The sequence below is a fragment of the Mesorhizobium kamtschaticum genome (assembly GCF_056174585.1).
This window is the reverse complement of record NZ_CM149691.1, coordinates 6,626,930-6,643,177: the sequence shown is the minus strand read 5'-3', so window position 1 is coordinate 6,643,177 and position 16,248 is coordinate 6,626,930. Positions and strand designations below refer to the sequence as shown.

10 protein-coding genes are annotated in these 16,248 nt (G+C 62.7%); 3 read left to right on the top strand and 7 right to left on the bottom strand.

All coding sequences use genetic code 11. The annotated features are described in order from the left end of the window. Window positions 1-24: 24 nt before the first annotated feature. The 5 genes from AC0V7N_RS32885 to tagH form a co-directional block, all read right to left on the bottom strand. On the bottom strand, window positions 25-2,589 hold the full coding sequence (locus tag AC0V7N_RS32885) for a protein kinase domain-containing protein (protein ID WP_496627546.1): 2,565 nt from the start codon (window positions 2,587-2,589) through the stop codon (window positions 25-27). Window positions 2,590-2,594: 5 nt separating this feature from the next. Further along, window positions 2,595-3,368: a PP2C family protein-serine/threonine phosphatase gene (locus AC0V7N_RS32880; RefSeq protein ID WP_475452382.1), complete on the bottom strand. Its 774-nt coding sequence runs from the start codon at window positions 3,366-3,368 to the stop codon at window positions 2,595-2,597. Window positions 3,369-3,527: 159 nt separating this feature from the next. After that, on the bottom strand, window positions 3,528-7,091 hold the full coding sequence (gene tssM, locus AC0V7N_RS32875) for a type VI secretion system membrane subunit TssM (protein ID WP_496627545.1): 3,564 nt from the start codon (window positions 7,089-7,091) through the stop codon (window positions 3,528-3,530). A 22-nt stretch (window positions 7,092-7,113) separates the two neighbouring features. Beyond that, complete coding sequence (gene tssL / locus AC0V7N_RS32870) at window positions 7,114-8,601, bottom strand: type VI secretion system protein TssL, long form (RefSeq protein WP_475452381.1); 1,488 nt, start codon at window positions 8,599-8,601, stop codon at window positions 7,114-7,116. 294 nt (window positions 8,602-8,895) lie between these two features. Further along, the gene (tagH, locus tag AC0V7N_RS32865; RefSeq protein ID WP_475452380.1) at window positions 8,896-9,948 is read right to left on the bottom strand and encodes a type VI secretion system-associated FHA domain protein TagH; all 1,053 of its coding nucleotides are present in this window, start codon (window positions 9,946-9,948) and stop codon (window positions 8,896-8,898) included. Between the two features lie 248 nt (window positions 9,949-10,196). On the opposite strand from tagH, the gene AC0V7N_RS32860 reads away from it, so the two are divergent. Genes AC0V7N_RS32860 through AC0V7N_RS32850 form a run of 3 tightly spaced genes read left to right on the top strand, consistent with a single transcriptional unit; the run spans window position 10,197 to window position 14,123 of the window. Next, window positions 10,197-12,521 carry a type VI secretion system Vgr family protein gene (locus AC0V7N_RS32860; protein WP_475452379.1) on the top strand — a complete coding sequence of 775 codons (2,325 nt, stop codon included), beginning with the start codon at window positions 10,197-10,199 and terminating at the stop codon, window positions 12,519-12,521. A 10-nt stretch (window positions 12,522-12,531) separates the two neighbouring features. Further along, a complete protein-coding gene (locus AC0V7N_RS32855; protein ID WP_475452378.1) occupies window positions 12,532-12,954 on the top strand; it encodes a DUF6484 domain-containing protein in 423 nt (140 codons plus the stop codon). A gap of 8 nt (window positions 12,955-12,962) precedes the next feature. Continuing rightward, window positions 12,963-14,123 (top strand): hypothetical protein, encoded by a 1,161-nt coding sequence (locus tag AC0V7N_RS32850; RefSeq protein ID WP_475452377.1) that lies wholly within the window; start codon window positions 12,963-12,965, stop codon window positions 14,121-14,123. Here AC0V7N_RS32850 and AC0V7N_RS32845 read toward each other — a convergent pair whose 3' ends face one another. After that, the gene (locus AC0V7N_RS32845) at window positions 14,124-15,173 is read right to left on the bottom strand and encodes a hypothetical protein (RefSeq protein WP_475452376.1); all 1,050 of its coding nucleotides are present in this window, start codon (window positions 15,171-15,173) and stop codon (window positions 14,124-14,126) included. It abuts the gene before it with no gap. Further along, complete coding sequence (locus AC0V7N_RS32840) at window positions 15,161-16,246, bottom strand: DUF2169 family type VI secretion system accessory protein (protein WP_475452375.1); 1,086 nt, start codon at window positions 16,244-16,246, stop codon at window positions 15,161-15,163. The genes AC0V7N_RS32845 and AC0V7N_RS32840 overlap by 13 nt, the downstream gene beginning before the upstream one ends. Window positions 16,247-16,248 lie beyond the last annotated feature (2 nt).

Below are 16,248 nucleotides of genomic sequence, written 5' to 3'. Positions count from 1 at the left end.
GCGGAGTTCCATCGGGCGCCCATGCTATCCGCCGAGCCGGAAATACTTGGCAGTGGCTGAAAATTGCGATCCGTCGGTCTCGATCTCTTCGAGAATCTTGGGCAGCAGCGCCGAGGCTGGCGTCGGCGTCGAGAAGGCAGCCGCCTGAATATCCTGCGGGCCCGTGATCACCATGATGATCTGCGGCACGGCCTTCCCGGCCGCCTTGTCGGCGGCGCCGAGGCCAATCGGAATGCTGAAGGTAGCCTTGTCGGATTGTGCGACGATGCGGTCGTCGAGATTGAACACCATGCCCTTGTGATCGATCAGCAGCACGCTGGAAATGAGCCCGCCGCGCGTCACCAGCGTGCCGCTGATCGGCGTACCATCAGGCACCGATGTCCGGTCGAGAACAAGCTGCGGCTTGTCGGCCGTGGCCTGCCCGAGAAAGCGCAGAAAGTTGGTGACTTCGCATTGGCTCGGCTCAATGAGGCGAACGCTGATGTCCGGCTCGACATGGAATTTTGCCTGGAAATCGCCGAGCATTCGCTCGAATGGCTGGACCGCCGTGCCAAATCCTTCGATCGCAGCGGCCTTGTCGGTCGACGACGTCATGGTGGCATAGAAACAGTCGCCGCCGCCGAAGTCGCGAACCCAGGAGACACGTTGCGCGATGTCGTCGACGACCGGGGGGATCGCCGGTTTGGGCACATTCAACGCGACGACAGCCTGGTCCGGCTGTTTGGCCGGCGGTGACGACGCGTTTTGGCCCTCGGCGTTCGCGGCATCCGTCTGGCTCGCAGTGGGCGCCGGCACGGTCGCCTTGGGCGCTGCCGGCGGGCTGATCTGCGGCTCGGGCTTAGGGGTCTCCACGGCCTCTTGCTGGGCCGGCGGCGGTGTTGAAATCTTCGCGGTTGGCGGGGCTGGAGCTGTCTCAGGCGATGGAGCCGAAGTTTGACCGTTGCTGGCGATCGTATCCGGCTGGGGTGCAGGCGATGTCTTTGCGGACGGCTGCTGCGTCTCCGTGGCGGGCCGCTTCACAGGTGCCTCGGTTTGCGGGGGAATAGCGGGCTTCGCCGGCTCCGGCGCTTGCACGGTCTTGGCATCTGCCTGGTTTACGGCCGGTGGCGCGCTCGCCTCCGTTTGCGCTGCCATTGCCGGCGGCTTCGCGGGTTCCTCGGCCGGTGAGGGGGCCTCAGCGGGCTTTGCCGGCTGCGGCTTTTGAGCCGCCTCTGCCTCTGGCTGTTTTTCAGACGGCGGGACGCTGGCCTCCGGCTGCGCGGGCGGAACCGGCTTTGCCGGCTCCGGGGCGCTCGCGACTTTGTCCGTCGAGGTCGGCTTTGACGTTTCCGCTACAGGCTTCGATGGTTCGGGCGAAAGCGATGTCTTGCCGGCAGTCGGCGTCGCCGGCGTCATGAAGCCGCTCAGATACAGGCCCGCACCTGAGGCGACAGCCAGCGCCGCCAAGGCAGCGATCGCGATGGTTCGGGTCTTCGCGGGTTTTCCGGGGACATCCGCTGCGCGAACACGCGGCGGGCCGGCGATCGGCGAAGGCTTCGGTTCGGACAGATGCGCTGGCCGGACATGCGGGACGAAGCGCTGCTCGCCCGGGTCCGTTGCCACAGGCGCGCTGTGTCCGGCGACATTGGATGGCTGGGGCTGGGCTCGGGGATCAGGAATAAGGGTATGTCCCGCCGCCGGCAAAGCCGGCCGGTCGCGAGGTGTCCTGGATGGCGGCGGCGTTGTCGCCTCGTCTTCGCCGCGCGTCATCCTGGCGATATCAGCCATGCTGACCGGCCGGTCTTGCGGATCCGGCTGCAGCATGGCTTCGACAATGCCACGAAAATCGTCGTCGATGTCGGAGAGATCAGGAACGGTCCGGCGCTTTTCGATGATCTCGTACTGCGATCCGCTCATGTCGATCGGCTTGCCGCGCAGGGCGGCGGCCAGCACCAGCCCAAGGCTGTAGATGTCGGACTGTTCACTGACGTCGCCGCTGTACAGCCCGAGCTGCTCGGGTGAAACGTAGTTGTATTTTCCCGCGAACTTTCCGCCGATCAGCGTCTCCCCGCCCACGGTCGCCGATCGCGCAATGCCGAAATCGATGATCTTTGCGCGGTCGACACGCCCCCCCGGCAGGATGATGTTATCTGGGGAGAGATCGCGGTGGATTGCTCCGGCCTGATGCACGGCGGCCAGGCCGGATGCGAGGCGATGGCAGAGCTTGCGCACCTCTTCCGTCGGCATCGGCCCCCGTCGCATGATGTCGAACAGCGACTCGCCGTCGACAAATTCCATGGCGAGGTAGGGACGGCCGATCCCGGGATCGATGGTGAAGACGTGGTATCGCACGACCGCGTCATGCGACAGATGGTTGAGGATCGAGGCCTCCTTGCGGAACAAGGACAGGATCGTCTGGTCGCGGGCAAACTCGGGCAGCACGATCTTGATGGCGACATGGTCTCCGGTCTGGATGTTGTGGCCACGGTAGACCTCACCCATGCCGCCGAACGCGATCCGTTCGTCAAGTTCGTAGATGCCGCTGAGCTGTGTGCCGACGGCGGTGTTGGCCACCTGCGGCGATATTCGCGTCTTGTCGTCGGCGCTCATCAGCCTCAGCCCTCCGCTCTGGACAGATCAGGGTGGAGCGATTGTCCATTGCGCCCGTTTCCGATCTTCACCAGCACAATGGTGACATTGTCCGTTCCGCCCCGCGCCAGCACCGTTTCCAGCAGGTTTTCGCAGGCCACCTGAGGCGTTGCCGACACCACCGCGGCCTCGATCTCGGCGTCGGTGACATGTGCCGTCAGCCCATCTGTGGCGAGCACAAAAATGTCCCCCGGCATCAGTTCGCCCTGCTGGAAATCGATGACGAATTCGTCGCTGACGCCGACCGCGTGCGTGATGACATTGCGGCGTGGCCAGGTCAGCGCCTCGGCCGCGCTGATCATGCCTCGATCCAGCAGTTCCTGCACTTCGGTGTGGTCCTTCGAAATCTGCGAGATCGCGGCGTTGCGGATCAGATAAACCCGGCTGTCGCCAGCCCATAGACAGGCAAACCGTCCGTCCATCGCCAACAGGGCGGCAACCGTGGAGCCGATGGTGATGCCGCGCGATTCCGATATGCTGCGGATCTCGGCATTGGCCCTGCTCAGCCTGTCCTCGAAACGCGCCCGCAGGTCCGGAGCGGAGCTTGCGATGCCGATCGTGGCCAGGTGGTCGACAATGCTGGCCGAGGCGACCTCTCCGGCATCATGTCCGCCCATTCCGTCGGCCACCACCCAAAGCCCGGTGCGTGGCTCGAGCAGATAGTTGTCTTCGTTGACCTCGCGGACACAGCCCTTGTGGCTCACGCCGAAACTGTCAAAGGGAAGGGCGACATCGCTCACCTTGCCACCAAACGCGTCTCACGCGTCCTCTGCGGCGCACTCCCCGGCGCCCGCTCACGCCAGTCTGCCACAGGCTCGGCCATTAAAGTATCGAAATTAAGGTCTGGGCGCCTGCGGCTCATGCAGGGCGTCAACGCGTTGAAAAGCGCGAAGCCCATCTCAAAACGCCTTCGGACAGCTGAATCCGGAAAGTGCCGGAAGCAGCAACGGGTTGGGGCCGGAGCCGGTCTGGATCGTATAGGTGACGTCGCGCCCGCCGATCACGAAGCGCGCTTCGACATTGTTGTCGGTGCCGGTGATGGTCGCCTTATCCATGAGCCGCTTCAGCGCCCATGGCCCTTCGAACTTGATGCTGGAGTCGCGGCCCGGCATCTCCGGCGTCAGGCTCAGGCTGGCGGATCCGGAAGCCGCGCCGCTCGGCCACGTCAAGGTGCTCGGCGCGTTGCTCGCCTGGTTGCTCTGGACGGTCTGACCGTCGACATCGAGCACCGCCGCATCGGCATCGCCATGCAGTGAGAACGGCGTGAAGGTGATGCTGACCGAAGGCGCCGAACCGCCCTGGGGAAAGAAGGCGCTGCGGATTTCGGCCGCCAGCTGGAAGTTTTTCAGCGTCGACTTCGACAGGTCGCGTCCGAAGCGCGCATCCTGTTTCCAGCTCCAGTCCTGACCGCTCATGTCGATCAGCGATGCGAGGTTTTGCGCGAAGAACCGGTCCATCAGCCCGCCCGGAGCGAACAGTTTGCCGAAATCCGCCATCGCCATGTCCTCGGCGCCATTGCCGGCGAAAGGATAACGGCCGTTGATCGCCGCCTCGCAAGGGGCCGTGACCGCCTGGTCGAGCATCTGGTTCAAATTCGCCACCGAGGTCGCCGTGACGTTGCCTTCAAACTCGTCCGCCGTCGCATTGACCATTCTGGCGAGTGGTTTGGGCAGGCGCGAGGAATTGGCGCGAAGGGTGGCTATCTGCAGCTGCAGGTTGGCGTTGACGCGTTCCGTCTGTGAAGGCACGTCGGTCGCCAGTTGCAGGCTCTGGTAGATGTCGCGGAAATTCTGCGTCAAGGCATCGATCGGTCGGCGTCCGGCAGGACCGCTCACCAGGGCCTGGAACGACCTGAACTGCGCTTCGATATTGGCCCCGGGGCTCTGGTTTTGCGCTGCTGCCGATCCTGCGCCGGCACGGCTTTGCGATTTTCCGGTGGCGATCTGAATGCCGATGCGAGCCAGGCCCTTGGCCATTTTTGCTGCGTCCTGCGACTGGCCTTGAACCGTGCTGGCTTCAACCCCGGCGCCTGGCTCCTTGCCGGAAGCAACGTCCCGCGTCAGGGCGGTTTCGTCGGCGATCGCCGTAAACAGCTGTTCGATCGGCGAGCTGGGCGAGGCGACGGCGGAAAGCGCGATATAGTGCGGTTTGTCCTTCAACATCGCTTTGAACTTCAACCCGTCGAGAACGCTGTTCCACGCCGTTGCGAACTCCTTGCCATAGCGATCGAGAAGTTCGGGGCCGAGCTTGAGCAGCTCCTGATCGATGCCACCCTGTTCGCCGCCGCCGCCGAGCACCCACTGGTCGTCGACAAGCGTCTGCGCAATGCGCGAGAGTTGCCCGAGATAGAAATGGTTGAAGCCGGCCCAGCTGTAGAGGCCCGGAACACGAAGGCCTGACAGATCGCCGCCGTCGACACGCTCGAACAGCAGCTGCGCCTCCGGTCCGCCTTTGACGGAAACGGAAAAATCCTCCAGCGCTGCCGAATACACCGCAGACTTGATCAAGGCGGAGGCGCGGTCGGCAAGGCTCATGCGCCCGAGCGAGCGCTGAGCGGCTTCGACGAGCGGCTGGTTGAGTTCGAAAACCGGATCGTAGGCGTCGTCCAGGGCGAGCATGGCGCGCAAATGCTTTTCGAGCTGCTCGCGTCCCGCGCGGTTGTTTTCGCCGGGATAGCGGTTCTGCTCCCAATCCTGCTTCATCCACGAAACGATCAATGCGTCGTCGACCTTCGGCGCCTTGCCGCCGAGCATCAGATAGATTTTCAACGGCTCGTAGAGCGCGGCGGGATCGGCCATCTTGGCCTGGATCGTCCGTTCGGCCTGGATCAGCAGGCGTGATCGGAACATGCGTTCCAGCGCTTGCCGGTAAGCCGTTTTGGATGCCGAAAGCAGTCTCTCCCGCTGGCTGAGGCCGAACGTCTCCTCGATCGGTGTCGGCACGTCGCCGGTTTCGAACCCGGCCGGCAGGTCACGCAACTGGTCGAGCGGACCGATGACGTTTTCGAGGTCGACATCGGTGACCTCGGTGTTTTTGAGCAGCGGGTCCGCCGTCGTGCGATACTGGCCCATGGCCTGCGTGGTCGAGGCAATCAGCGACCTGTTGGCAGTGAAACTCAGGGCCAGGGTGCCGAGGGCCGCCGCCGCGATCAACGCGATGGCGCCAAGCCCGGCAAATCGGACGATCGCCGCCCGCCTTGCCGCCGATTTGTCGTACGAGACCCATCCGGATTCAGCGAAAATGACGCCGGTCAGCAGATCATGCAAAAAGAAGCTTTTGCCGCTTCCGGAAAGATGGGCGCGGGAATTGCTGCCGAAGCTGCGGCCGATCGCACCCAGCACCTGATCGATCGGCGTCCCCTCTTGCGTGCCTGACGAGAAATAGAGCCCACGCAGGCTGGCATTCACCTGGCTGCGGCCCGGATCGAACAGGCCGGCGACAAAACTGGCAACTCGGCCCTTCAGCGCGCCAAACTGCGCCGGAAAACCGAAGGCCGATATGCGCGCGACCGGGTCAGCCTCTTCCTGAAGGCGGTCAGGCATCTCCTCGACCAGGCGTCTTGCCAGCGCATCGAATTCGGCCGGAGCCTCGGCGGCCATGTTCTTGGTGCGATCGGTGGTCTGGAATGTCGCGCCCCAGACCTTGCGCCGGCGCGGTTCGTCGAAACCGCCGAAATAGTCCATGAACCCGACGACAAGATCGGCCTTGGTGAACAGCAGATACACCGGAAACTGGATTTTGAGCGTTTCGTGGATTTCCCGCAGACGGCTGCGTATCTCGACGACGTGAGCGTCAAGCTGCTGGTCGTCGAGGCCGATGAGATCGGCAAGGCTGATCGCCAGGATGACGCCGTTTATCGGCTGCCGCGTGCGGTATCTCTTGAGCAGCGACAGGAAGGCGAGCCAGCTCTTGCTGTCGCTCTGAGCATTGGAATCCTGCGTCGTGTAGCGTCCGGCGGTGTCGATCAGCACGGCCTGGTCGGTGAACCACCAGTCGCAGGCGCGTGTTCCGCCAACACCGGCGACTGGCTGGGCATCACCCGAACCGGCCAGCGGAAAATTCAGGCCAGAATTGACCAGTGCCGTTGTCTTGCCTGCGCCGGGCGGCCCGATGATGATGTACCAGGGGACCTCATAGAGGAAATTGCGCTTGCCGCTCGACCGTTTGAGCGCGGCGACCGCCTCATTCATGCGCGCCTCGAGCACCTGCGAGTCGCTATCCCTGTCGTCGTTGCGGGCAACGACCGTCTCCAGCGCCTTTTGCGCCTTGCGCATCCGCCAGAAACGCAATCCATAGAACAGCGCCACGGCCGCCACGATCACGCCGATGATTGCCGCGCGCAGCCAGACGGGCCCGAGAGGACGGCTATCGGCGAAGCGGATCAAAGGTCCAGCAAACCACACTGCCGCCGAAAAACCGGCCAGCGCGATCATGCTGAATATCCGCAGCAGCCAACGCGTCATCGGCGCTTCCAACCGGCCGTGCTCACAATGTTTCCTCCTTGGCGATCATCACATCGACACGGCGGTTCCTGGCGCGGCCTTCCGGTGTTGCATTGTCGGCGATCGGCTCGTCCTCGCCCTTGCCGTCGACCGTCAGTCGCGAGGGATCGCTGAACTTTGGCGCCATCATCGTTTCGACGGCCTTCGCCCTGGCGACGGACAGGTCGAAGTTGGACTTGAACGGGCTCGATTTTCGCGGCTTCACATTGTCCGTATGGCCGACGATCCTGATCGGTCCGCGCTCGGGTTCCAGGGCGGCTGCGATATCGGCGGCTATGGGCTGGAATTCTGGCTTCGCATCGGCCCTGCCGGACTGGAACAGCAGGAGATTGTTGATTTCCACGACGATGAAGTCGCCCTTTGTGCCCACGGTCAGCCCGCCGGCTTCGACGTCCTTGGCCAGTGCCGAGCGAATGCGATCGATCTGCGTGGTTGTGGCGGGAGGCGGGGCGACTGTCACCGGCTCGGCCAGCGGCGCCACGCTGGCGCGCTCGATGGCGATCGGCGTCGATGGGTTGAGTGCCAGCAATTCACCAGCGGTAGCGTCGCCTTCATTGGTGATGAAGACCCGTAGTGCGAAAAACGCCGCTGTCAGCAGCGCCGTTGCCGCTGCCGCAACGGCCCAGAGCGGCAGGCGTGTCGACGATTGCGACATCGTCGCCGCCAGGCCCTGCCAGCGAGGCGAGATGTCCTCGTCCGCGCGGGGCTTGAAATAGCGAAGCGTTTCGTAGACGTCGCGCCGAACACGTTCGAGATTGGTGTCCTCGCGTGTCAGGCCGCGATACTGGCCCTCGTACCCCAGCGACAGGCAGACATGCATCAGCTCGAGCAGATCGTAGTGTGCCTCCGGGCTGGCCAGGACCTTGTTCAGCGCTTCGAAAAAGCCCGTGCCGTTGGGTTCGACGTGGAAGAACTGCAACAGCATGCTGTGCTGCGCCCAGGCGTCTTTGCGTGGCCAGGGCAGGTTGCCGATGAGATCGTCGGCTGTTTCGCAGAGGACAAATTTCGCAATCCGCGCATCCTCTTCGGCAACGCCCGATTTCTCCAATGCCCTGTCGAATTTGTCGATCGCCTCAGCGACATGTTCGGCCAACGGCCCCGCCTGTCTCTCGACGGGGACAAGCCTGAACTGGCCGAACAGCATCAGCAACGGTGCGGCCGCGGCAAGGATCGGGTTTGCCGCGGAATATCGGACGCCGTCCGTGACATTGAGCAGGGTCTCCTGCCGCAGGGCCGGCGCCGGCGCGGCCGCGGGAGGCGTTCCCTGATAGATCACCGTCCCGGATGTCCAGCCCGGCGGCGTATGCCGGCCGACGCCGGGATCGAACACGGTCGAGTCCTTGACCGGCGAGGGTTGCCCGCCATCCTCGGCGGGCTCCTGTGGGATCGGCGCCGGCTTTCGCTCACGCCGTGGCGTGGCGCGAATGACGGTCTTGCCCGCCGGGCCGAAAGGATCGTCCTTCGAGTTCATGGCCGATCGTCCGTCCGCGCCTGACGCCCCCGCTCTTGCCGGTCAGGCGCAAAGCTTTTCGCGGTCAGGTAAAGCAAAGGCAAGCCCTGCGGGTCAGGGCTCTGTCTTGAGGAAGGCAGACTAAAACTTGCTATCCTGCCGTAAGATGACATTTGCCGCAGACCCCCAGGTCGATCAGGCTTACCCGCTTGGCGAATTGTCGTATGCGATCGTAATCCCGGAAATTCTCGATTGGAACCGGATGCCGCGCGCCGAAGAGGTATCTTCGTCGGCTGCAACGCTCCCCTGTAGCGCCTATTTCTGCTTGTCGGCCTTGGCATAGGCTTCGCTGAAATAGGCCAGGAATATGTCCAGCATGCCGTTCTCGTGTGCTTCCTCCATGGTTCGCCAGGTCGCGACAAAAGCGTCCCAGGCCTGGCTCTTTTTCGACGAGAACGACGTCGGCGGAAGCTTTCTTCCGATCGCTTCGGGAGACAGGTCGTCAAGCAGCCGCGACAGCGCCGCCTGCATGGCGGCATAGGTGGCGAATTCATGCGTCTTGAGATCGCGGAATGCATCTTCGATGCTGCGCCTGGCATCGAGATAGCCGGCTCGGCGCCTTGCGAACATGATTTCCAGGATGTCGTCGGTTCCCGGAACGAACTTCAGGGGATTGTTGTCGGCGGCGCTGATCATCGTTCGCTGCGTGCTCTTGGCCAGCATCTTCGCCGCCGCGCGTGCCTTCAGCAGCAAGGTCAGTTCCTCGACCACCGTCCGCAGCACTGCGCCGATTTCGGCGGCAACTTCATGCGGGTCGCGCGATTGCAGCAATTCCGGCGAGATGCCGGCTCCGATCGCGATTTCCCGCAGCACTTCATCCCTGGTCGAGGGCAAAGGCGGTTGCGACGGGAATGTCGATGGTGGAACCCGCTGCCCGGACCGTTGCTCCGCCGGATCGAAGAACGGCCCATCTCCGAATTCCAGCGGCCGGCCTGTCGCGACGGGCATTTCGCGCTGCGTCGAACCGTGGCTGGGATGGCCGGTCGTGGCGCGCTCCTCGTCGATCGAGACGAAGATGACATAACGGCCGATGAGCATGCGGTCGCCATTGCCCAGCCGATGCGGGCCGGCCATGCGCCGGCTTGACCCGTTGATGTAGGTTCCGTTGCGCGAGACGTCGTGCAGCCAGAACGCGCCTGCCTCGTAGCGGACCTCGCAATGCCGGCCGGAGATGAATTTGTCGGGGTCCGACAAGGTCCAGTCGCAAGCATCGCGTCCGATTTCGAAGCCGCGATCCCGCGCCGCGTAGCCGGTCGAGATGCCCGCAGGCAAGGCGTCGACATTGTTGATTTGCAAACTGATGTACATCCAGGATCGCCGTCGAACACTGACCGATACTCCACATTCTAGCAGTTTGCACATCCAACAGGACAGCAGCGTTTCGAGGCGATGCGTCGACATGGTAAGGTTTTTCCGCCGTGCCTCCTCTTTGGTCGGCGCGACAACATGTGGTAGGCTCAACATGGCCTGGTGCGGCGGGTCGGAAAAATTCCCGGTAGATGGCGGGAACTTCAAATTCACCGCGCCGGCGGCCGCGTCCAGGAGGGGCACGACCCATGCCGAACGAACGTGCCACGGTTGTGCAGACACCGGTCGGCGCCGAGCTGACCTTCACGCATCTTGTCGGCCGCGACGAGATCAGCCGCTGCTTTGCCTATACTGTCGGGTTCGTCGGGCCCAACTCCGACATCGATCCGCTGAAGATGCTGGGGGGCGTGGTTTCGGTCGAAGGCGAATCCGATCCGAAACGCTGGTTCAGCGGCCTGGTGTCCGAGTTTCGCCTGACCCGCATCGAGGACCGGCTGGCCTACTACGAAGCGATCGTCAGGCCGTGGCTCTGGTTCCTCGGCAATGCAACCGATTGCCGGATCTTTCAGAACATGACCGCTGTCGAGATCGTCGAAAAGATCTTCTCGAAATACGGAACGGCGAAATTCGAGAAGCGGCTGCAAGGGTCGTACCCGTCGCGCGAATATTGCGTGCAGTACGACGAGAGCGATCTGGATTTCGTGCAGCGCCTGCTCGAGCACGAAGGCATCTTCTATTTCTTCGAGCACGACGAGGGCAAGCACACGCTCGTGCTGTGCGACGCGATGAGCAAGCTGAAGCCGGCGCCGGGCTACGAGAAGATACCCTATAATTTCGAGGGACAGGGCTCGCGGCGCGACGTCGAATACATCACCGAATGGATTCCGGGCAGTTCGGTGCGGCCCGGCGCCTATGCCCACACCGACTATGATTTCAAGAAGCCCGGCGCCGATCTGATGGCGAAGTCGGCCCAGCCGTTCAGCCACAAGGAAGCCTCCGGCGAGAATTATCGCCAGCCTGGCGCGCATCTCGATGTCGGGCGCGGCGACACCCTGGCCGGTATCCGGCGCGAGGAACTCCAGGCCGTGCACCAGCGCATCACGGCCGTCGGAACCGTGCGCGGCCTCCATTCCGGCTGCACCTTCAAGCTGGAAAGCTTTCCGCGCGATGACCAGAACCAGGAGTATCTGGTGGTCAGCGCCGAATACCGATTGTTCGATCCGGGCTACAGAACCCAGAACGAGGCCCACAGCGAGAATTACAAGATCGTGCTGGGTGTCGCGCCGACCGCCTTGCCCTATCGCCCGCCGCGGATCACGGCGCGGCCGATCATGCGCGGGCCGCAGACGGCGACGGTGGTCGGCCCTTCAGGCGAGGAGATATTCACCGACAAATATGCCCGGGTGAAGGTGCAGTTCCACTGGGACCGCCTGGGCAAGAAGAATGAAAACAGTTCCTGCTTCGTGCGTGTCTCGCAGACCTGGGCCGGCAGCGGCTGGGGCTTCATCCAGATACCGCGCATCGGCCAGGAGGTGATCGTCGACTTCCTCGAAGGCGACCCCGACCTGCCCATCATCACCGGCAGGGTCTACAACGCCTCGCAGATGCCGCCCTACGGCTTGCCGGCCAACGCAACGCAATCGGGCTGGAAATCCAACTCGTCGAAAGGCGGCGGCGGTTACAACGAGCTGATGTTCGAGGACAAGGCCGGCTCCGAACTTGTCAATTTCCAGGCGCAGAAGGACCACAACCTTCTGATCAAGCACGACCGCACCAAGCTGGTGCAGCACGACCAGTCGGACCGCATCGACCATGACGCCAAGCATTCCGTCGGCCACAACCTCGACGAGGACGTCGGCAACAACAAGACGGTCAAGGTCGGCGTCGACCAGACCACGAATATCGGCTCGAACGACACCGAGACGGTGGGCAAGAACCGCTCACTGACGGTAGGGTCGAATGAGACGATAGGCATCGGTTCGAACTCGACGGAGACGATCGGCTCCAACCACTCGCAGACGGTGGGGATTGTCCAGACGGTGACTGTTGGCGCTGCCCGCATCGATACGGTCGGCGCATCCGAGACACGAAGCGTTGGCGGGCCGCAGACGAACACCATTGGCGCGACACGGTCGGTCACGGTTGGCATCAGCCAAAGCCATGATGTCGGAACTTCCGATAGCTGGAACATCGGAGCTGGACAAACCGTGAATGTTGGCGCGGATCAAAGCGTGACAGTCGGAAGCGCTCAGACTTTCAGTGTCGGCGCCGCGCGCAGTGCCAGCATCGGGGCCGACGATTCCGCGACGGTCGGAGGAGCTCATTCGCTGGGCATCGCAAAGGGCAGTTCGATCAGCGTCGGGGAGGACAGCTCGATCAAGGTCGGTAAGAACCTCATAATCGACGCCGGAGATTCGATCACCCTCAAATGCGGCTCAGCTACGATCACGATGAAGAAGAACGGCAACATTGCCATCGAAGGCAAGGACATATCCATCAAGGGCAGCGGCAAGATCAACATCAATGCGGACAGCGATGTGAACATCAAAGGCAGCACCGTCCACAACAATTGAGGATTCGGGAATGGATGTGTTGGATAGAATAGATGGGGTCGTCATAGGCCTGCTGATTGGGTTCGAGGATGGCGCACCGCTTGTGGTCTTCGTTGGCAATCCTCGCGAAACGGCCATTCCTGCGCGAAGTCTGGCAGATCTCGATATGGCCGCCGTGGGTTCGGAAGTGGCGCTGCTATTTGAGGGTGGTGATGCATCGAAGCCGCTCGTTGTTGGCCGTATCGTCGACCCCGCGCGCAATCGCAGCGGCGCCAAGGTAGTGCGCGACGGGGAAACAGTCACGATCAACGCAACTGATCGCATCGAGCTGCGTTGCGGGCTTGCATCGATTATCCTGGAAAAGGACGGGCGCGTCTCGATACGCGGCAGTCAACTCAATAGCCACGCCAGCGGGGTCAATCGCGTCCGCGGCGCGGCAGTGCACCTAAACTAAGCCGTGCCATGAGCATGCAGCGTGTCGCGACGATTGCTGCCATCGTAGTCCAGCATGTCGAAGATGCCTCTTTCCTGTGGTCGAGGCGCCGACGTGAGATCGACGGCCAAATTCTGGGTGAGGTCGATATCGGCCGTATCGACCAGCGCCTTCAAGCCAATATCGAGGGCATGTTCGCTTCAGGCGAAGCGGCGTGGACATTGGCCTTGGCGCGCTTCTCCGACTATGAAGCGCCAGCGGAACTTTTCGCCATAGGCGTGCTCGCCTTGCACTGGGGCGACAAGAACTTGTTGGATGTGGCGCTCGAAGGTGCCCGCGCCATAGATGGCGGCATGGCTGGCATATCCGGTGCGATCGCATGCACGAGACGTGACAAGCTCCGCTCCTATCTACCGCAATGGCTGGATGAGCGGGACTCGTTGCTGCAGGCTCTGGGACTGAGCGCTCTGACACACCACCGGGTAGACGCTGGCGACCGCCTGCGGGACCTTATTTTGAACCCCGCCGTCGACGTACGGAGCCGCGCCATCCGGCTGGCTGGAATCATGCGACGGTCTGACGTGATCGCGGATGTTTCCACCGCGCTGGAGGCAAACGATCCGCGCGAGAGGCTGGCGGCGGCGTGTGCGCTCTGCCTTCTCGGCGAGGCGCGGTATGCTTATGCCACCCTGGACAAACTGGCCCGGACAGACGGGCGCATAGGCAGGGAGGCGATCGACATCCGTCTTTTGACTACGCCCAAGCTGGAAGCAAAGAGATGGCTGCAGGAGAGACTTGACCAGCCATCGATGCGCCTTGCAGCGCTCGGTGCGATCGGGGTGTTGGGTGAAACGTCGATCATGCCATGGCTTGTCGAAAAGATGCGCGATCCATCGCTCGCCTATACCGCCGGTCTGGCCTTGCGCGATCTCGTCGAGACGGATTTCAACGATACGGACGTTTTTACCCTGGACCCGTCATCGTTGGGCAAGGAATTCGAAAAGGTCGAGGACTTTCCGCTGCCGATCGCCAACAAGGTCGAAGCATGGTGGAATAACAGCAACGGGAAGCCCAAGCGCTTTCTGTCGATGCGGCGTCTCAAGCTCGACGCCTACCGCACCGCACTTATCAATCCGTCAGCGCCGCTCGCCGATTGGCGAAGGACACGGCAGTATCCGGCCTGGATGTAGCTATCCGGCGCGGCTAACCAGGGCCGCAGCGCGAAATCCGCCTTCTGAGGCCACTTCGACCATTACCACCGGTCCTGGCGCGTAACCCTTGGTCAGGCTGTCCGCCGCGACCATCAGGGCGAGCGCCCCGCTGGCCGAGCCGACATCGCCGACGGTCATGGCGGGGTACGCCGTGGGGAGGATTTCACGGCGAGTGCGATAGAAGCGCGGCTGCGCGATCATCTGTTCCCATCCATCGTAACGCTCGCCGTTGCTGTTCCTGACGACGAAAGTGATATCGGGCTCGGTTGGACGTGCCCCGTCAAGAGCCTCCCGCAACGCCGCGAGCATCGCATGACCTTGACTAAAGCGCTCGGACAGCACCGAGTCGCTCTCGGTCGCCATCCCAACGCCATGAATCTGGGCCAGAGGTGTTTCCCGCAGTCTGTTCGCTTGGCCAGTAATCCTAACGAAGGCTGCGGCCTCGCCAGGTATCAAGCCGTCCGAATTGGCATCGCTGCGCAACCGTCCGGCCGCCCCCAGTCGCACGATATCCGTGTCGTTCACGAGGCTATCGACGCCGCCGAGGAGAACCTGCCGCACGTCGCCTCGCGCGAAAACTTCCGACACTCGCGTCAGAAGGCCCAATCCTGCAGCTGCGCCACCATCGATGGCGCGGGACGAAGAGTGAAATTCACGTCCAGTCGCTCCGACCACCGCGCCGAGGAAGTCGCGCTGCGCAATATCAGCGAAGGCCGGATGGTCGCGAAATCCCTCGGGCGGAGCCAGAAGTATGCAGGTCGACCTGGAATCGACGTCTCCGCTTGCCATCGCTTCTTCCAGAGCCCTCGCTGCCATGTTGACGAGCCACTCGCCATGTGTACGCCGGAGCTGCTGATGTGCAGGGATACGGGAAACGGTTTGGACCGCCCCGAACGGATCACCGACAACATATTCGCCATATGCCGAGAGGCCGCCGCGAATAGCGGCAATTGTTTGGCCGGAATTCAGACCGGCCGCGGTTACGGCGCCGGCGCCGCAGATGTAGAGTGGGGTGGTTAGCTTCGCCATGTCGGCCTACCGGCAATTGTCCCGTTACCTCCACGCGGATCGAAGTATTTCTTCCCTTTCCGTCGAGCGATCAGGAAAGCAGGCGTCACGTGTCCAAGGATCACCTCGCGCAATGCGGGGATATTGCGGCGCGTCACACGCGCAATGCGCGCCTTGAGGGTTACCCGCAGATTGTCCGGTTCGATCAGTACCGTGTCGACGCGTAGTGTTTCGTCCTCCGATCGGTCTTCGTAGATGAATCGCACAGGCACGGTGAGGGTCGGCAGCCGAAAGTCCCAGCGTCCTGATGGAGTCATGCCGATCACCGTTACGGCCTCGCCGCCGCGAAGGGCAGGAAGTTGCTGATCAGCCGGCGCGCACAAGTTATGGCGCGGATCGTAGTCCTTGGGTGGAAGAGGCCATTGTGTCGCCAACCAATCTGCATCGAACGTCCCAGCATATTTCAATCGTGGCTGCCAGCCTCTGCCAACAGCTCCGAAAGCGGCGGGCGCGGGGCGATCCGTAGCGGCTTGGAAGGGCTCGTTCGGATATGTCACATTTGGAGCCTCGGACCGTACGGCAGGATCGGCCGACGTGGCATTCCGATACCCGATGCCTACCGGATTTCGCACTTCGACATTTCCATCGGGGGCGGTCCCGCCATAAGCGCGTTCGTATACGATAGGCATCTTCGCAAAGGGATGGGGCGCGCTGTATCCGCCAGCTTCATGAACGCGGTCGCCGACGACATTCAGCACTTTGCGCAGTGCTCCTATCCGGAACCCGACCTGCATCTCCCGGACCGCTTTGCCGTCAGGCGCATGAGCCGCGCCATTGATGATGACTTCCGCGGCTGGCTTTACGATTGCAATGTCCGCCTCGTAGCGCGTCGAGGAAAGCATTGGATTGCCGAACGGGATATCGGAGAAAGCGATCGGTAATTGTGCGGAAGCTGGGGCGAGCACTGTGCCGGAGTTTTCGCCGTGGAATGTCGCGGAGACTATGACGACAACGACTTCCTGGCCGTCGGCGTTGGGTTCGACATGTGTATCCGCGAGAAATGGCGTCCGGTTCTCGACCCAGATATCAGACATGG